Origin of the sequence: Flectobacillus roseus, from assembly GCF_030056595.1 — a bacterium.
Classification (GTDB): Bacteria; Bacteroidota; Bacteroidia; order Cytophagales; family Spirosomataceae; genus Flectobacillus; species Flectobacillus roseus.
Map to the genome: position 1 here is coordinate 84,832 of NZ_JASHIF010000016.1, position 18,897 is coordinate 103,728.

Genomic DNA, 18,897 nt, shown 5'->3' on the forward strand with positions numbered 1-18,897 from the left:
CTATGATAACTAATTGGCTGAAAAAAAACCTTGAAGGGGACTATCAGATTTGGACAATTGTAGCCTTTCTATCAATGTGTAGTATCATTGTAGTATTTAGCGCTACAGGAAAATTAGCCATATTGTCGGGCCAAGGTACTTTCTCATTTTTAGTGAAACATACCGCTATTGTAGTAGCAAGCTTAGGCGCAATGTGGTATTTTCACAAATTTGACTACCATAAATTTGCCACCGTTTCCAACTTTTGTGTGTTTCTTTCGATAGCGCTACTAATTTATACTTACAAATACGGAGTTTCCATCAACGATGCCCGCCGTTGGGTACGTGTACCATTGATAGGAATGACTTTTATGCCATCCGATTTGGCCAAACTTTCGCTGATTACCAATTTGGCAGGAATGTTGGCCAAGCGCCAGCATGTAGAATACACCTTTGTAGAATTGTTACCTATGATTTTAAAAATTCTCATGGTTTGTACCTGTATCGCTTTGACCAATGTATCTACGTCGGCGTTGCTGTTTTCAACATGTTTTTTACTAATGTTCTTTGGTAGAGTACCTGTACAATATTTAGTGTACACTATGATGGGACTTTTTATGATGGGAACAATTTTGGTGATGACAGGTACAGGTAGTCGTATCGAGACAGCTCGTAATCGTATTGCAAATTATGTTGATGGTATCAAAGGTAAAAAGAAACCCGGTGCTGATAAAGATAGCGATTACCAAATAGAACGAAGTTTCTTTGCTATTGCCAACGGAGGACTTACTGGCAAAGGACCTGGCAAAAGCCAACAACGATATTTCCTATCTCAAGCCGATTCAGATTTTGTGTATTCTATTATCATTGAGGAATGGGGAATGCTCGGAGGCATTTTTGTATTAGGACTTTACTTGTGGTTTTTGTATCGAGGAATGAAGGCCGTCGATAGCTCTGGGCGAGCCTTTGGAGGGCTACTTTCGGCAGGACTTACTTTTAGTTTGGTTATACAGGCGATGGTCAATATGTCGGTAGCTACAGGTTTAGGGCCTGTTACGGGTCAACCCTTGCCATTATTAAGTTGGGGAGGGAGCTCCTTGATTTTTACAGGTATTACAGTTGGGATTATTATATCGGTGAGTAGAGATAAAGTGAAAGATGCAGCTCTCTAATAAGAGATTTATAAGTAATCATTATCTTTAAGGTTTAATTGAAAAATAATACAACTTGTGAAAGCCATAAAAGTAATTATTTCAGGCGGTGGTACAGGAGGTCATATTTATCCTGCCATAGCAATTGCTAACGCCCTCAAAGAAATTAATCCCGCCGTTGAAGTACTTTTTGTAGGTGCTGAAGGAAAAATGGAGATGGAAAAAGTACCCAAGGCTGGGTATCCTATTATTGGTTTACCAATTGCAGGCATCAACCGCTCGAATATGCTGGCAAACTTAGGTTTTCCTCTAAAGCTCATATCGAGCTTGCTACGAGCAAGAAAAATTGTAAAAGACTTTCATCCTGATGTAGCGGTAGGGGTAGGAGGCTATGCTTCTGGGCCACTACTATTGTCAGCTTCTTTTGCCAATGTTCCTATTTTAATTCAAGAACAAAACTCTTACGCGGGTATTACCAATAAATTCTTAGCCAAAAACGCCAAGAAAATATGTGTGGCATACCCAAAAATGGAACAGTTTTTTCCTGCATCTAAAATTCAGATGACAGGTAATCCCGTAAGAAAAGATATACTCAATGTGGCGTCTAAGCGCCAGCAAGCGTTTGAGCATTTTGGACTACAGCCCGATAAACCAACCGTGTTAGTAATAGGAGGAAGCCAAGGTGCCAAAACCATCAATGAAAGTATCGATGGTGGCCTAACAAGTCTTGTTAATGAAGGTTGCCAAGTAGTTTGGCAAACAGGTAAGCTCTATATCGAAAGAGCCAAAAAAGCTGCTGAAGTATTTACTGGCAAGGTATATGTCTCTGATTTTATTTATGAGATGGATTTGGCTTATGCTATGGCCGACATTGTTGTGTCGCGTGCAGGAGCGCTGTCTGTTTCAGAACTTTGTTTGGCTGGCAAACCGTCTATTTTAGTGCCTCTTCCGACTGCTGCTGAAGATCACCAAACAAAAAATGCTATGAGTTTAGTAGAAAATAATGCTGCCATACTTGTTAAAGATGTACATGCAAGAGAAGAACTCGTGAAGGTTGCTTTGGATTTATTACATGATAAACAAAAACAAAGTACGCTCATCGATAATATTCTAAAATTAGGTAAGCCTAATGCCGCTATTGAGATTGCTCAACAAGTGCTTAGCTTGGTAAAATAGACATTCTTTTACTTATTTTCGACTCAACTATGATAAATATAGCATTGGTGGGATTTGGTCTTTCTGGACGTTATTTGCAGGCACCATTCATTACGGCAAATTCTAATTATCATCTCAAAACTATTATAACATCCAATGCCTTGGCAAAGGAGTTATACCCTGAAGCTCAGATCGTATCTTCAATCGAAGATGTTTTGGCAGATTCGACTATCGATTTAGTGAGTATTGCAAGTCCGAATGCTACTCATTATGAATATGCTAAAAAAGCTTTATTAGCCAATAAGCATGTTTTGGTAGAAAAGCCTCTTGCTAGTACTAGCCAAGAAGCAGAGGAGCTGATTCTATTGGCCAAACAGCAAAATAAGGTACTTTCTGTGTTTCAAAATCGCAGATTTGATTCTGATTTTCTGACAGTACAAAAAATTTTGAAAGCCAAATTATTAGGTGATATCGTAAGTTATGAAGTGAGATACGACCGTTATAAGCCTGTACTTAATCCCAAAAAATGGAAAGAAACACCATCGCCGGGAAGCGGTATTATTTATGACTTAGGACCACATATTCTTGACCAAGCTTTAGTATTGTTTGGAGTGCCCCAAAAAGTTTGGGGGCAAACATATACCCAGCGAGAAGGCTCATTGATTGACGATGCATTTGATATTTATTTATCTTATGACACAATGACGGTAAAGCTATCCTCAAGTTTATTAGTAAGAGAAGAAAGCCCTCGCTATAGAATTAACGGTACAGCAGGTTCATTTGTGAAATACGGTATAGACCATCAAGAAGATCATTTGAAGGCAGACTTATTACCACAGATGGCAGGGTTTGGCGTTGAGCCTATCGAAAATCAAGGAGCAATCTATTCGAATATTGGCGATGTAGTTATCAAAGGAAAAGTGGAAACGGAAGTTGGTAATTGGGGATTACTTTTCCAAAACTTATATGAAGCCATTGCAGAAGGAAAAGAGTTGTTGATAAAACCAGAATTGGTACTTGAGCAAATTAAAATTATTGAGGCCGTAAAACAACTATAAATCATGGCTGTAGAAATAGAAAGAAAGTTTTTGGTAAATCATGAATTATGGCATGAATTGGATAAACCAATACCCAACTTCTTAAAACAAGGGTATCTTTCTACCGATCCTGAAAAAACTTTGAGAGTGAGAGCTACCAATGATAAAGGCTTTATTACAATTAAAGGAAAAACTCAAGGAATGAGTCGCTTAGAGTTTGAATATGAGATACCTAAAGATGAAGCACTGGCATTGTTAGATAATTTTACGCAACAAAACATTGAAAAGTACAGATATCTCATTACTCACGAAGGAAAAACTTGGGAAGTCGATGTATTTAAAGGAGCCAACGAAGGCTTAATTGTTGCCGAAATAGAGCTTAGCTCAGAAACAGAAACATTTGACCTACCTACTTGGGTACAGACTGAAGTTACAGACGACCCTCGTTATTACAATTCAAGACTAAGTATTGAGCCTTATTCGTCATGGCAATAGAGCAAAATTATAGCTATTGGGTACTAGCTGTCGACAATGGGCATTTGGCAAAAATGTTTCCATGGTTTCCTCAAAGATACCGTCAAACTTTTAGCATAGAGGCAGTAAAGTTAATATTGTTTAATAACTCCAGTATTAATGCAAAATAGGATGGCGTTAAAATGCTTTAGGGTATAAGCTGTAGGTATTAGGCAGAAGATTTTCTATGAATTTATGAGAAATATTTATGCCGAGAGCCCATAGCCGAATGCCAAATAGTTGAATTTTATGTTGCCACTTACTTAATTAACATTAACCAAACACTATATCGTGAACTTACAACAACTCAAATACGTATATTTCTTAGGAATAGGTGGAATCGGTATGTCAGCAATTGCGCGCTGGTTCATTGCCAACGGATATCAATTGGCTGGTTATGACAAAACAGCTACACCACTAACTCAAGCTTTGGAAAAAGAAGGTGCAAAAGTTCATTTCGAAGATAGCATTGAACTTATTCCAAGTGAATATTTGGCAGATACGAGTCAAACCCTTGTAGTTTATACCCCTGCTATTCCAAAGAATCATACCGAGTTGAATTATTTTCAGGAAAATGGCTTTACGCTGATGAAGCGCTCGCAGGTATTGGGACTTCTCACGCAAAATATGTTTACGATTGGCGTGGCGGGTACGCACGGTAAAACCACAACCTCTTCGATGATTGCTCATATTCTTAAAAATGCAAATCGTGATATTACGGCATTTTTGGGAGGCATAACGCAAAACTACGGAACCAACTTTTTGATTAGTAGTGCGCCAAATCCTTTGGCATGCGTTATTGAAGCGGATGAGTTTGACCGTTCGTTTTTGACCTTGCATCCCGATGTTGCTATTGTAACTTCTACCGATGCCGACCACTTAGATATTTATGGAGATCACAATCATGTATTGGACTCTTTTAGAATGTATGTCGGACAAATTAAAGAAGGTGGTCGATTGTTTCAGCGAAAAGGCTTGGAGTTGGAGAATTACACAAAGAACTCGGCTGAGTTTTCGCTCGATGGTGGGCAATATCATGTGAGTAACCTTCGCATTGAAAATGCAGAGATGGTCTTTGATATCGTGTATCCAGATGGAGAAATCAAAGATTGTAAATTACTTACGCCAGGATTTCATAATGTCGAAAATGCATTGGCAGCTACAGCGGCATGTTTAACTGTAGGTTTGAGTGCTGATGAAATTCGTGATGGAATCAATACATTTAAGGGAGTAAAACGCAGATTTGAATACCATGTCCGTCAAGAAAACGTAGTGTTTATTGATGATTATGCACACCACCCAACAGAAATTGAGGCTTTTTTACGTTCTGTAAAAGCGCTGTATCCTACCCGTAAACTTACGGCGGTATTTCAGCCACATTTGTTTACTCGTACAAGAGACTTCCAAGAGGGTTTCGCCGAAAGTTTAAGTTTGGCTGATGAGCTTTTATTATTAGATATTTATCCTGCAAGAGAGCTACCAATTGAGGGAGTTACTTCGCAAATTATTTTTGATAAAGTGACTATTGATAACAAACAAATGGTTGCTAAGCAAGATTTGTTGAACGTGCTTAAAACGAAAGATTTAGACTTGCTAGTGACAATTGGGGCTGGAGATATTGATACTCTTTTGGCTCCAATTAAGGAGATGTTAACCGCTCAATAAAAAAAGAGGTATCTACTATAAAAAAATATTCAATTTGAAATAAGTTAATCACCGATTTGTTGCACTCTTGTAATAAATTCGGTGATTAAAATTGCTTTTTTAGGGTTATTAAAAATTTTAATAAAATCCTCTTAAGTAAAACATAAGAAAAAAATACTAATTTCGTGTAAATCTTGTAGCCTTAACTGCTTGGCTAAAAAATAGTAATAACGTGTAAACACTAACCCCATATTGATTTGCCACTAAAAGTACAATTCAAGAGAACTATAGTGCTTATCGTATCAGTGGTAGCGGTGGCGGTTGCCATTTTTGGAGCTAATCTAATTCATAGCAAACAAAAATGTAAAGAGATTAAGGTTGTAATAGAGAGTGAAAACAAAAATCTACTTGTAAAAGAGTATGATGTTCAAAACGTAGTCACTGGAATACCAAGCGAAGACCCTCAAGGCAAGCCTTTTAGTAGAATAAATCTGAAGGCAATTGAACGAAAAGTGTTGGCAAATCCTTTGATTAAATCATGTCAGGCACACCAAGATTTGAGTGGACAAATGACTATTACGGTGCAAGAACATACTCCTATTGCAAGAATCTTGTCGAGCAAAAGTCCCAACCATACTCAATATGATAGCTACTTGGTAGAGGATGGTTCAATGATTGGGCTATCGCCTCACCACACCGAGCGAGTGTTGTTGATTTCGGGCGGTTACTTTACGGGTAAAAAATCCCTAAAAGACGCACAAAGTAAGTCTATTATAGAACTGATAAAGTTTATTCGTGATGATGAATTTTGGAAGTCTCAAATTACCCAGCTTATTGTTGAAAAAGATGGGGGAGTTACTTTAATACCCGAATTTGGAAGTCACTTTATTGAGCTAGGATTAGCCATGGATTTAGAGGCTAAATTTAAAAAAATCAAAATTTTATATAAGGAGATTCTACCAGTCAAAGGTTGGGATTTTTATAAAAAGATTAGTGTTAAATATAAGAATCAGATTGTTTGTGAATAAGGTTTTCAGTTGTTAATCAATAGTGTTATAGGTTGAGGCGTATTATGTAGTTTTTGCTATTACATTTATATTGGGGTTTATTGACTGAAGGATCACTAAAACTTCTAAAACGCATGAGTGAGATAATTGTTGGATTGGACATAGGTAGCAAGCAAGTAAGCGTTGTAGCTGGTAGACTCGATAACATGGGAAAGTTAGAGATACTTGGCTTGGGCAAAGGCGATACTACTGGTCAAGTTTCGAAGGGTGTTGTTTTGAACGTCAACAAAACAATCGACGCCGTTCGCAACGCGATTATGCAAGTTGAGCAACAAGCGAATATCGATATCCGTGGAGTTATCGCTAGTGTTGCGGGTCCAAACATTGCGGGAATTAAGCACAAGGCCATGATTACTCGTAACACCTCAGGCGAGGAGGTTACAGTAACAGACGTAGACCAAGTGGCTAGTGACGCAGAGCGTACCTTCATTTCTCAAGGTAACTCAATCGTACATACCTTACCCCAAGAATACGTGGTAGATTCTAGTACAGGTATTCAAGAACCTGTAGGTATTAGTGGTTTGAAGTTACAAGGAGATTTTCTAATGATTACATCTCCTACACTGGCTTTGGATAAAACTAAGCGCTGTATCGAGCGTGCAAAAGAGAAAATGGAAATCGAAGGTGGTTTGGTGTTTTCTCCGTTGGCAGCTTCATTGGCAGTACTTTCAGAGCAAGAAAAGAAAAGTGGAGTAGCCTTGGTAGATATCGGTAGCGGTACTACCGAAATTGCTATTTTCTATAAAAATATCGTTCGCTATATTTCGGTATTGCCTTATGCTGGCGATATCATTACAGCCGACGTTGAGCAAGGATGTAATGTCTCGAATGAACATGCAGAGGTACTGAAGGTACGTTTTGGTAATGCATTAGCTTCTCAGGTACCTTTTGAAGAAACTATCTCGATTCCTGGTATCAATGGACGTAAGCCAAAAGTTGTTTCGGTAAAAAACCTATCTATCATTATTGAGGAGCGTTTGAAGGAAATCGCAGCACTCGTGGTTGCCGAAATTAGCCGTTCAGGGTTTGGAAATCGCTTGTCATGTGGTATCGTTCTTACGGGAGGTTCTGTACAAACACCGAATATCTGCGAGTTGTTTGAAAAAGTAACAGGACGCGATGTAAGACTAGGGTATCCTAACGAAAATCTTGGACGTACCATTTCTGAAGAAGTGAAAAACCCATCTTTCGCAACGGCTGTAGGATTAGTTTGGAACGGGCTTCGTTCAATCGATGAACGTGAAGATAGTTATAAAATTTTGCGTAAAACAGAACCTAAGGTTGTACCGCCAGTAACTGTTACACCTAATACGCCAAGAAAACGCGAACCAGAAAAAGAAGTAAGACAGGGAAAGAAACAGGGTTCGTGGCTAGATGGTCTCAAAAAATTTGGCAAAGGCCTTCTAGGAGATGATTTGGGCGAAGACGATAAGTATTAGTCAGATTGATTTTTGATATTTTATAAAATCCTTACAAATAAAATTTCTAAAACCTTCACATCTGATGGTCAACATCGTATGTCGAAGTATTATTCCAATTAAGATCTTAGAGACTTAATTGGAATATACGACCCGACATAAATAGCAATCCAGCTAACTATAAGCCCGATAAGGGAAGCAGGAAACTCCGTTTTCCATACAAAATTGCAAATAAACCAAGAGCTAAATCCTAATATCATCGAAGCAATACAGCCTATAGTATTGGCTTTCTTCCAGTATAATCCTACCGTCAATGGCACAAAAAGTGATACAAGGCTAAATGCTGAGGACTCGCCAACTAACTCAAAGATATTTTGCCTTGAGGTTGCCATCCATATACTTGCTATAGTCACTACAACTATAGAGCATCTAATCACAAAAAGTAATTGTTGGTCTGTTAGTTTAGGGTAAAGTGGTTTAATGATATTTTCACCAATGACAGACGCAGGAGCCAATATAGCTCCACTCGTTGTACTCAATACTGCCGAAATTAAAGCACCGAAAAACAAGATTTGTATAAATGTATTGGTATGCTCCATCACCATGTTTGGGATAATCATACGGGCATCATGCTGTAAAAGTTCGGGGTGAAGGTATTTTGCCATTAAGGCAATAAATAAAGGTAGCATAGCTACAGACAAATACAGAAAACCCGCTGTAACTGAAGATCGAACAGCCGTTTTTGCATCTTTAGATGCCATAACTCTCTGAAAAATATCTTGTTGGGGAATAGAGCCTAATCCAACAGTAATCCAAGCTGTGAGGTAAGAAGCCGATTCGAGTAGGGTAAACCGTTTGGGTATTACTCTAAAAAAATCTTGTGGCGTAGAGGCTATCACAGGTTTGAGTCCGCCTGTTTTATCAAGCATGATTGCCGTGAGAATGATTAATCCAATAATTAGCAAAATATTGTGGAAAAAATCGGTTACTGAAACTGACCACATTCCACCCATTAGGGTGTAAACCATCACCAAAATGGCACTGATTAATATTCCCACATACAAAGGCCAGCCAACTACTACCTCCAAAACTGTACCCATCGCAATAAGCTGGGCGGCAATCCAACCAAAATAAGAAGGAACCATTAGGAATGCCGATACATATTCTGCGGCAACTCCATATCGTAATTTGAAATAATCACAAAAGGTGAGGATATTCAGATTATAGAAAATTTTTGCATAAAACAAGCCTACCAAAATCAAACACAGCGCTGCTCCAAAAGGCTCTTCTATCACTCCTAAGATACCTTTTTCTATAAACTCTGCGGGAGCTCCCATCATGGTTTCTGAGCCAAACCACGTCGCAAAAGTAACCATCGACGAAAGCCCAAAGGACAAACCACGTCCTGCAAGTACAAAATCTTCGGTACTCGATATTTTGCTTGAAGCCCACCAGCCTACCAAAAGATTCACCGATAAATATCCAAGGATAAAGAAAAGGAGCATGTGTCGGAATTGAGGTAAATAAAATGATATTTAATCAAAAGCCTTAAAAAACAGAAGCTGTCGGTAAGACAGCTTCTGTGATTAATGTTGCATCTGAAGTGTTACTCAGCAATAGCCTAGTATTGCTCAGTAGTTGCGAAGAAAAATGCACCTTCAATAGCTGCATTTTCGTCTGAATCAGAACCATGAATGGCGTTTGCACTCAAAGACTTTGCGAAGATTTTACGAATAGTTCCTTCGTCAGCTTTAGCTGGGTCAGTAGCACCAATAAGTGTTCTAAAATCAAGAACAGCATTTTCTTTTTCAAGAATCATTGGTACGATAGGACCAGAAGACATGTATTCGCAAAGATCAGCGTAGAACGGTCTCTCAGCGTGAACTTCATAGAATTTGCCCGCCTGAGCTGGAGTCAACAATGTTTTTTTCATTGCAATAACCTTGAAGCCTGCTTCCTCAATCATTTTGATAATTGCACCTGAGTTGCCATCTGCTACAGCATCTGGCTTAATCATTGTAAAGGTTCTGTTAGTAGCCATAAAATGGGTATTATATGATTTTTGTTTAATACAAAATTATATCTGATTATATCAAGTTCCAAGGATATTCTTCTCACCATTCAAAGAAATAACTATACGGTTTTATAGGCTTGATATACTCTTTGCTTGATTTTCAAACGATTACCTACCTAATATAGCAATTTTAAGGCTAAATCACTCGAATATTTCAAAAATCTCCAAGTGATAAATCATAAACTGTAAACTATTCTCTAACTTTGTGGGCTAATTAACTTAAAATAAAACTCTTTTAGGAGAAATCACTAATAGAATGCAAAACTTCGAAGCCTTTCGTGAGATAATCGCTACCCCACAAAGGATTGTGATTACCACTCACTACAAGCCAGATGCCGACGCTTTAGGTTCGTCGCTAGGTTTGGCAGGTTATCTCAAGAAAAAAGGTCATCAAGTACAGGTAATCACTCCATCTGATTATCCTAGGTTCTTGAATTGGATGCAGGGAAATGATGAGGTTCTTAATTTTGAAGACTCAAAAGCTCAAAAGCAAGCCATAAAATACATAAATGAGGCAGACTTAATTTTTTGCCTTGACTTTTCTGCATTAGGTCGCATTGAAGCAATGGCCGAATATGTAGAAAAAGCAAAAGCTACCAAAGTGATGATAGACCATCACATCAATCCTGAAAGCTTTGCTACTTTTGTATACCATGACACAAAAGCTTCGGCAACAGCGCAGTTGATTTATCAACTGATTGTATTGTTGGGTGATAAAAATCTCATCGATGTTCCAATCGGTGAAAGCTTGTATGCAGGTATTATGACTGATACGGGTTCTTTTAGACATCCAAGTACCACGCCAGAAGTACATCGTATTGCGGCAGATATTATGGAGTTGGGCGTCAATACCAACTTGGTCCATCGTCGTATCTATGATAGTACTTCGGTAGAGCGCCTGAAGTTTTTAGGATTTGTATTGTCCGAAAAAATGGTGGTATTGCCTAAATATCGAGTAGTGTATTTTGTGTTAACTGCTGAGGAGCTTAAACGATACAATTCTCAAACAGGTGATACAGAGGGGATTGTAAATTATGGTTTACAAGTAGAAGGCATTGTCATGTCAGTAATTATTGTAGATCGCCCAGAAGCTGTAAAAATGTCGTTCCGTTCGGTAGAGCAGTTTGCAGTAAATGGCTTGGCATCTAAGTATTTTAATGGCGGAGGACATAAAAATGCGGCAGGAGGAAAAACAACAGGATTGGGCGTAGAAGGAACAGTCGCTAAATTACTCTCAATTTTGCCAGAGTATCAAGAGGAATTATTAAAAGTAGAATAGAATTAAAATCAATTTTTTACAATAATCAGAAAAATGCTTAAAAAACTTACCATGGTTATGGCTGCTGCTAGCTTAGTAGTTGCATGTAACAAAAATCGTGTAGAGGTAATTGAAAATGTGAAGATCCAAATTCACAATCATGACGACAAGGCGAAGAAATTAAAAGATGGCGATATCATCACTTTTACTGCGAAAATTTATAACAGCGCAGATTCATTGTTACAGGAGTCAACAGAAGCAAACCCAGCACGTGCTATGGTTCAACCAGCAGGTGCATCAGGCTTTAAAGGTAGCTTCGAAGATGGTTTGAGATTACTTGCTCAGGGTGACAGTGCAACAATTTATGTACCAGTAGATTCATTGTCAAAAGGTGCACAACAATTGCCTCCATTTATCAAAAAAGGAACAGATTTGAAATATTCTGTTAAAATCTTGAAAGTACAAACTCGTGCTGATTTTGATAAAGAAATGGCTGCTAACGCTCAAAAAGAAAAGCAAGCTGCTGAAGAGCGTAAGACACAACTTCCAAAATTGATTGAAGATTATATCGCAAAATCAGGAAAAACATTCAAAACTACTGCTTCAGGCTTGTACTACTCAATCACAACTGAAGGTACTGGTGCTAGTCCTAAAAAAGGAGACGTTTGTAAGTGTATGTATGTTGGTAAATTCTTGGATGGTAAAGTATTTGACCAAAGCAAACAACCAATTGATATGCCAATCGGACAAATGATTCCAGGATTTAACGAAGCATTGACATTGATGAAAAAAGGTGGTAAAGCAACATTCGTTATTCCTCCAGCTATTGGTTATGGCGAGCAAGGACAAGGCCCAATCCCAGGCAACTCTGCATTGGTATTCGAGGTTGAAGTAATTGATTTCACAGCGTCAAAATAATATCAAGGTTGTAAGTAATTATCCGATAAAAGTGTAGGCGGTATTCTCGGATACATCTTACACTTTTGTCTGTTTTTGGAAATCCCTTCATACTAAAGTGCAAAACTGCTAATTTTAACAGTTTTTAACAGCCAAGTAGCACTATTCCACAATTGCTTGTCGTTATTTTACACTATGAAAGACTGTCTGTTCCAGTAAAGTGAATACTTTATGTTTAGGAGTTTTCAGTTAAAGATATTCCAAGCTAATTTTTAATCTAACAATCTGTAATTATCATCAAAGATGAAAAACATCAAAAGTTTATATGTGTTGGGGCTGTTTGCGATTGTAGTGCTATTGAGTTCTTGTTTATCGACGATCGTTTTAGAGGACGACGAAATCGTTAAGCAGAACGAAACCAAAATTCAGACATATTTAAGTTCACAGTCATTATCATTTACCAAAGCAACAAACGGTATTTACTATACAGCTGTGGGTGATACTAGCGGGCGTGTTATGACTTCTGGCGATACTGTAAGAGTACAGTACACCATTTCGAGATTGGATGGGGTGAAGATAGATAGCTCTGTGACAGGAAAACCTTTCCAGTTTATCTATGGTAATAGTACCAGTATTTTTGTGAAAACACTTCCTTTGTTGCATGAAAGCCAACAAGGTTCATTTATAATTCCATCTACTCAAGCGTTGGGGTCACAAACGTTTCCAAATTTACCTGCAAACTCACCAATTCGTTTGGATGTAAAATGGTTTAAAACATACAGTGAATCAGCCTATATTGATAACTATATCTTGGCTAATAAGATTAAGGTAACAGCAAAATATACCAATGGCTTACGTTATATCCGTACTCAAGACGGTACAGGCGACTATATGGCAAGTGGTAAAATTGCCAAAGTTAAATATACGGGAAAGCTATTAAATGGATTCATCTTCGATTCGAACGTTGCTAAAACCGATACTTTCAAAATTACCATTGGAGGTTCATCGGCTATTACAGGTTTTCAAAGAGGTGTGGAGTTGATGAAAGTTGGAGAAAAAGCAACCCTTATTTTCCCATCATCTATTGGCTATGGTACAACAGGCTCTTTACCGAAGATTCCAGGAGAATCACCATTGATTTTTGATGTACAAGTAATTGCTGTAAGCGATAATTAATAGTAAATATTATCTAAAGAGTTAGAAATTAGAGTAAGTAATCCTTTTAAAAAGATAAAGTTGTAAGGAATGGAGGTGTTGATACAACCATTTTGCTAGCTTTGGAGTCTTTGGGATAAGATGCTCTAACATCTAACTCTTTATTTTTTGATAGCAGATATATGCAAAGCCATAAGATTCTGCAATTTTAAACCCCAATTATTGTATTTATTATGAAAAAACTCTTCTGGTTATTAGCGATTAGCTGCGCATTTTTGGTGACTTCTTGTATGAGTAATGGCGATCCAGACCCAGCTGCAACAGAGAAACTAAAACAGAATGAAGCAGCAGTAAAGAAATATATCACTGATAATAATCTTGCTGTACAACAACATGCCTCGGGCTTTTATTTTCAAATCAACAATTCAAATCCCTCAGGTCGTGTTCCTGTGGTAGGTGACTTGTCGTCAATTAACTTTGTCATTAAAAACCTTGCAGGTACTATTGTCGATAGCTCAAGAGTTAATCAGAAAATTGCTTATGATTATATTTTCGGAGCTTATAACAGTGTGTTCAATTATCCGTTGAGCATCATGCGTGTAGGCGATAAAGGTAAATTTATTTTCCCTCAACTTCAAAGTAATGGTGATCCTGTGATTATTGAGATTGAGTTATTAAATACGCTTACCGAAAACGAGAATATTGACAAATACATCGCAACAAAGTATCCGCAATTGTCATTTACCAAAACTTCTACAGATTTGCGATTTGCAGTAACAAGTGCTAATCCTACTGGGGAGTCTTTAACAGCAGGCAAAAAAGTGTCACTGAAGTACACAGGAAAGTTGCTTTTTGAAATGAGAAAAGTAGATGCCAATAACAAACTTTATTATGATGCTCAATTTGACTCAAATACTATGGACTTTACCGTTGGTGCAAATCTTGCAATTAGAGGGTTCGAAGAAGGTGTTGCAAGAATGAAGGTAGGAGAAAAAGCGGTGTTTATCTTTCCGTCAAATATTGGGTATTCAAGTAGTGGTAGTGTAAATCAAACTACTGGTGTATATGTGATACCTCCTTATTCTTCATTACAATTTGAAGTAGAAGTAGTGTCAGTAAAATAATGACAGTCAGGGTAGTACTCAACTGTTTTCTTTGTAGTTTTACAAAAAATATCAAAGCCTTCTTCTCAGCAGAGGAAGGCTTTGACATGAAAAGTATAGCCCGAAACTAAAATTTGAATGATTATTATGAAAAAGTTGTGTTTTGCAACGAACAATGCCCATAAGTTGCAAGAAATTCAAGCCATGCTCGGCGAGCAGTTCGAACTTATCTCTCTTGAAGCTACAGGCTGCAAAGAAGAGTTACCCGAAACAGGTAATACCCTTGAAGCCAATTCTCTACAAAAAGCCCAATACCTTTTTGATAATTATAGCAATATCAACTGTTTTGCAGATGATACAGGTTTAGAAGTTGAAGCACTCAATGGCGAGCCAGGGGTATATTCGGCACGCTATGCAGGCGCCCATCGTAATAATGCCGATAATATAGCCTTGCTTTTGACCAATTTAAAAGATAAAGCAAGTCGTAAAGCAAGATTTAGAACAGTTATTACTTTGATATTGGATGGCGTAATTCACCAATTTGATGGTATCGTAGAAGGACAAATAATCGAAGAATTAAGAGGCGAAGGCGGTTTTGGCTACGATCCTGTATTTGTGCCAGATGGTTATGAGCAAACATTTGCTGAAATGACGATGGAACAAAAAGCCAGTATGTCTCACCGAGGACGAGCTTTCCAAAAATTAGTCCAATTCTTGAAAGAAATTTAGAGAGGAGTGAAAACTTCTTTTTGATTTGAAATAAAAAATAACCTCAATGATTCATTAACTGAATTGTACCCCAAAAATATTCTACGCTCTTAAGCAACCAGTTATAACTTTTTCTTCGTACATATTCAATGTACAGCACATAAAAGGAATGGAGATTTGCTATACAAGATTATAGACTTATCTTCAGTAAGTTAGAGGGTGAAGTGTCTTTTAATTGTCATACTAATAAATTGTATTTTTAAGTTTCTTTTTCCAAATTTGAATAAAAAATCTCTTTAAATTAATGGCTCAAGTAGCCAGCTGTTTAGTTTTCCGTTTATAAAATATCTAATCACAGATTTAAAACATTATCGCCATCCGAGTATTATCCGAGAAATGTTGGAATCAAAATCACTTGTCTTATACATGTGCACTAAAAACCTCTTTTTATTCACAAAAATTTTAACCATTCTAATCTTAACAACCCTAACTACAAGAGCACAATTCGTCATAAAAGGTAGAGTTACAGATGCAAAAAATGGTGATCCGCTTCCTTTTGCCACAGTCGGTATCAAAGGTAAAAATATAGGCGCTCAAACTAACTTTGAGGGTATTTTTACTATTCGTGCAAAAGAATTAGGCGATTCTCTCTATGTAAGTACAGTAGGCTATAAAACTCGTACCAAAGCCATAGATAAAAAGTCAGCAAATCAAACTATTGATTTTCAGTTAGCAGGCGAAGCCAAGTCACTAGATGAGGTAATTGTTTATTCTGGAGAAAATCCTGCTTTTAAAATTCTTCGTAAACTTCGTGAAAATAGTGATAAAAATGACCGTAAGCGTTTGAGTGCCTACGAGTATGATTCCTATTCGAAAATGGAACTTGATGTAGATAATATTTCAGAAAAGTTCAAGAAGAAAAAGGTTATGAAGCAAATCCAAGGCGCTATTAGCAAATTTGAAAAAATGGCTGGCGAAGATGGAAAGGCAGTTATCCCAACATTCATTTCCGAAACAGTATCAAAGTATTATTATCGTGAAAGTCCTTCTCGTAAAAAAGAGATGGTGCTTAAAAATAATGTAAAAGGAGTTGGCGTCAAAGAAGGTGGATTTGTGTCACAGTTGGTGGGCGGAAATCTTTTTGCTAACTACAACTTTTATAATAACTACGTAGCGTTTTTAGGAAAAGATATTATTTCGCCAATAGGTGAAAACTGGAAAGGAACCTATAAGTGGTATTTGGCAGATACTACCGATATCGATGGGCATATCTGCTATGGAATGGAGTTTGACCCAAAAAACGATAAAGATTTGGTGTTTATCGGAAAAGCTTATATCGATACCACTACTTATGCTTTGGTTCAGATAGACGCTACTGTAGGTAAAGAAGCCAATATCAACTTCATCGATAAAATTAAAATTTCTCAGGAGTTAACACAAACTTCTGAAGGTGCTTGGCTTCCAGCAAAAACACGTTTTTTGATTGATATTGCTGAAATTTCAAAAAACTCGGCAGGTATGCTTTTGAAAATGTATATCTCCAACAAAGACTTTGTGATAAATCAGCCAAAGCCTCTAGCGTTTTATGATATTCCTGTCGAAGTAGCCGAAGATTCAAAAGAAGCAGATCCTAAGTTTTGGGAACAAGCGCGTCATGAGCCTTTTAGTGCTCAAGATGTATTAGCGTCTAAGTTGATAGATACCGTTCGTAATGTGCCTATCGTACGTACATATGTAGAGATTGCGGAGATTGTTGCAAGTGGTTACAAGCGTTTCGATGGTATCGAAATTGGCCCATATTTGTATTCTATTGCCTTCAACCGAATCGAGGGAATGCGCTTAAGAATGGGCTTTAGAACTAATGCAGCCTTTAGCAAGCGTTGGGTTTTTAAAGGGTTTGCTGGAATTGGTACAAGAGATTTGAAGATGAAATATGGGGCGGAGGCTAATTATATTTTATCTAGAAGACACTGGACTGTTGCAGGAATTAAACATTCTTATGACTTAGAGCGCATAGGCTTAACACCTGAATTGATTTCAGACAATAAAATTTTCTACGCTTTTACGCGCTGGGGATTATATTCTGGAGCGTTTTATCGTCGAGAAAATGAAGCGTTCATTAAAACTGAGCCGACTAAAGGCATTACTTTAACGGCATCATTGATTCAACGAAATTTTGATCCTTTGTTTGCATTCAAATACCGTACTAATCCAGAAATGAATCAACAATCTCCTTCAAGAGATTATTATGATGATACCTTTTTGACATTAGAAGCTCGTTTTGCTAAAAATGAAACTTATATCATGGACGGCAACGAACGAATTACTCTCGACACCAAACGTGTTCCAGTTGTAACGCTTACTTATCAAAAGGGTTTGAAAGGAGTTTTAAATGGCGATTTTGACTATCATAAATTTACCGCAAAAGTATATCAAACATTTAGATTAGGTACGCTCGGTCGCTCGTCTTATTTGTTGCAAGCGGGTTATACTCCATCAAGTTTGCCAGCGCCATTATTGTATCCACATTTAGGGAATCAGACCTTATTTTTCAATAGAGCAGCTTTTAATACGATGCACTATTTTGAGTTCGTGAGCGATAAGTTTGTTTCAATGCAATACAACCACAATTTCGAAGGGTTATTATTCAATAGAATTCCTGCGATTCGTCAATTGAAATGGCGTCTTTTGGCAACAGCCAATGTATTGTTCGGTAGCCAAAAACATAGCAATAAACAGTTAATGGATGATGCAATGCCAATTTTTAACCCTAGACACCCATCTAATTTGTTGGAATCAAGGTTTAATTTCTCTAGCTTAGATCCCAATGTACCGTTTGTTGAGGTTGGTTATGGTATTGATAATATCTTCAAAATATTTAGACTTCAGGCATTTCATCGCCTAACTTACTTAGACCATTTGTCACCATCGGGTAAATTACCAGATAAATTTACCATCAAAGGTTCAGTACATTTTTCATTCTAAGTTACCAGCTCCTATTGAACGTAATGTTTGGTAGGAGTTTTTTGTTAAGTCTCTTATTTTGCTATACCCTGTCAGATATCGAAAATGTCTTTGTTGAAGATAGTTTTTTTGCGATAAGGTATTTACTTTGTACAAAAAGTATATTACAGTGCCGTGAATCCAAAAAAAAGAAATGAACCTTTAGGGCTATACGTATTGAGCAATGCGTATAATTGAGTATTTTCCATTATGTAGAATTACTGAGTTTCCCCTCTGGTTCATTTCTATAGCATATCGACATCTACGTGCCTCCTAAAGTCGAAGACATTAGCTAAAAAAATTTGATGATTGATTGTCAAAAGTACCTTTTGACCGAATGTAAACTTGCGATTTGAAATTTAGAATATTGTAGATTTATAATTTTACTTTTCGCACTTGAGCGGTTTTGCGAATGTCTACAAATTAAGGATTTTTTTGTTTTATGGCTAGGACAAACAACTGCTTAGAAATTCGAGATAATTGAAGCAGTAGCATTATCATTGAAATTCGAAATGATAGAAGCAGTATACTGAGCACCAACGTTTGAGATAATCGAAGCCGTTTTGTGGTTAAGGCTATCTTGGTTGTTGAATTTTGCTACAGTAGATTTATAAACAGAAAGCTTGTTGTTAGTTGCGATAGATTTCATGGCAATAAGAGTTTTAAATTTTTGAATGTTGTGTTGTTATTGGTAAAAAAGGGCTATTCTTAGAAATTCGAGATAATTGAAGCTAT

At 37.3% G+C, this 18,897-nt stretch carries 16 protein-coding genes; 13 read left to right on the forward strand and 3 right to left on the reverse strand.

The window, feature by feature from the left end:
• Positions 1 to 2 precede the first annotated feature (2 nt).
• From QM524_RS17550 to ftsA, 7 genes are all read left to right on the forward strand, one after another.
• Positions 3 to 1,151, forward strand: a complete 1,149-nt coding sequence (locus QM524_RS17550; protein WP_166578626.1) for an FtsW/RodA/SpoVE family cell cycle protein — start codon at positions 3 to 5, stop codon at positions 1,149 to 1,151.
• A 66-nt stretch (positions 1,152 to 1,217) separates the two neighbouring features.
• Positions 1,218 to 2,306, forward strand: a complete 1,089-nt coding sequence (gene murG, locus QM524_RS17555) for an undecaprenyldiphospho-muramoylpentapeptide beta-N-acetylglucosaminyltransferase (RefSeq protein WP_095161655.1) — start codon at positions 1,218 to 1,220, stop codon at positions 2,304 to 2,306.
• Between the two features lie 29 nt (positions 2,307 to 2,335).
• Positions 2,336 to 3,343 carry a Gfo/Idh/MocA family oxidoreductase gene (locus tag QM524_RS17560; RefSeq protein ID WP_283345566.1) on the forward strand — a complete coding sequence of 336 codons (1,008 nt, stop codon included), beginning with the start codon at positions 2,336 to 2,338 and terminating at the stop codon, positions 3,341 to 3,343.
• A gap of 3 nt (positions 3,344 to 3,346) precedes the next feature.
• A complete protein-coding gene (locus QM524_RS17565) occupies positions 3,347 to 3,817 on the forward strand; it encodes a CYTH domain-containing protein (RefSeq protein WP_283345567.1) in 471 nt (156 codons plus the stop codon).
• A 309-nt stretch (positions 3,818 to 4,126) separates the two neighbouring features.
• The gene (murC, locus tag QM524_RS17570; RefSeq protein WP_283345568.1) at positions 4,127 to 5,500 is read left to right on the forward strand and encodes a UDP-N-acetylmuramate--L-alanine ligase; all 1,374 of its coding nucleotides are present in this window, start codon (positions 4,127 to 4,129) and stop codon (positions 5,498 to 5,500) included.
• Between the two features lie 269 nt (positions 5,501 to 5,769).
• Entirely contained in the window at positions 5,770 to 6,507 is a 738-nt protein-coding gene (locus QM524_RS17575) for a cell division protein FtsQ/DivIB (protein ID WP_166578624.1), read from the forward strand.
• A gap of 113 nt (positions 6,508 to 6,620) precedes the next feature.
• On the forward strand, positions 6,621 to 7,985 hold the full coding sequence (gene ftsA / locus QM524_RS17580; RefSeq protein WP_095161358.1) for a cell division protein FtsA: 1,365 nt from the start codon (positions 6,621 to 6,623) through the stop codon (positions 7,983 to 7,985).
• 98 nt (positions 7,986 to 8,083) lie between these two features.
• Here ftsA and QM524_RS17585 read toward each other — a convergent pair whose 3' ends face one another.
• Together QM524_RS17585 and QM524_RS17590 are read right to left on the reverse strand one after the other, a co-directional pair.
• Positions 8,084 to 9,469, reverse strand: coding sequence for a sodium:solute symporter family protein (locus tag QM524_RS17585; protein ID WP_283345569.1), 1,386 nt, complete (start codon positions 9,467 to 9,469; stop codon positions 8,084 to 8,086).
• 116 nt (positions 9,470 to 9,585) lie between these two features.
• The gene (locus QM524_RS17590) at positions 9,586 to 10,005 is read right to left on the reverse strand and encodes a nucleoside-diphosphate kinase (protein WP_095161360.1); all 420 of its coding nucleotides are present in this window, start codon (positions 10,003 to 10,005) and stop codon (positions 9,586 to 9,588) included.
• A 289-nt stretch (positions 10,006 to 10,294) separates the two neighbouring features.
• On the opposite strand from QM524_RS17590, the gene QM524_RS17595 reads away from it, so the two are divergent.
• From QM524_RS17595 to QM524_RS17620, 6 genes are all read left to right on the forward strand, one after another.
• On the forward strand, positions 10,295 to 11,317 hold the full coding sequence (locus QM524_RS17595) for a DHH family phosphoesterase (protein WP_095161361.1): 1,023 nt from the start codon (positions 10,295 to 10,297) through the stop codon (positions 11,315 to 11,317).
• A 33-nt stretch (positions 11,318 to 11,350) separates the two neighbouring features.
• The gene (locus tag QM524_RS17600; protein ID WP_095161362.1) at positions 11,351 to 12,214 is read left to right on the forward strand and encodes an FKBP-type peptidyl-prolyl cis-trans isomerase; all 864 of its coding nucleotides are present in this window, start codon (positions 11,351 to 11,353) and stop codon (positions 12,212 to 12,214) included.
• Positions 12,215 to 12,496: 282 nt separating this feature from the next.
• Entirely contained in the window at positions 12,497 to 13,369 is an 873-nt protein-coding gene (locus QM524_RS17605) for an FKBP-type peptidyl-prolyl cis-trans isomerase (RefSeq protein ID WP_283345570.1), read from the forward strand.
• Between the two features lie 212 nt (positions 13,370 to 13,581).
• Positions 13,582 to 14,472, forward strand: a complete 891-nt coding sequence (locus tag QM524_RS17610) for an FKBP-type peptidyl-prolyl cis-trans isomerase (protein ID WP_283345571.1) — start codon at positions 13,582 to 13,584, stop codon at positions 14,470 to 14,472.
• 126 nt (positions 14,473 to 14,598) lie between these two features.
• Positions 14,599 to 15,180: a non-canonical purine NTP diphosphatase gene (locus QM524_RS17615; RefSeq protein WP_283345572.1), complete on the forward strand. Its 582-nt coding sequence runs from the start codon at positions 14,599 to 14,601 to the stop codon at positions 15,178 to 15,180.
• 405 nt (positions 15,181 to 15,585) lie between these two features.
• Entirely contained in the window at positions 15,586 to 18,144 is a 2,559-nt protein-coding gene (locus QM524_RS17620; RefSeq protein WP_283345573.1) for a DUF5686 and carboxypeptidase-like regulatory domain-containing protein, read from the forward strand.
• Between the two features lie 481 nt (positions 18,145 to 18,625).
• On the opposite strand, the gene QM524_RS17625 is transcribed toward QM524_RS17620, so the two are convergent.
• Positions 18,626 to 18,811: a hypothetical protein gene (locus QM524_RS17625; protein WP_283345574.1), complete on the reverse strand. Its 186-nt coding sequence runs from the start codon at positions 18,809 to 18,811 to the stop codon at positions 18,626 to 18,628.
• Between the last annotated feature and the right edge of the window lie 86 nt (positions 18,812 to 18,897).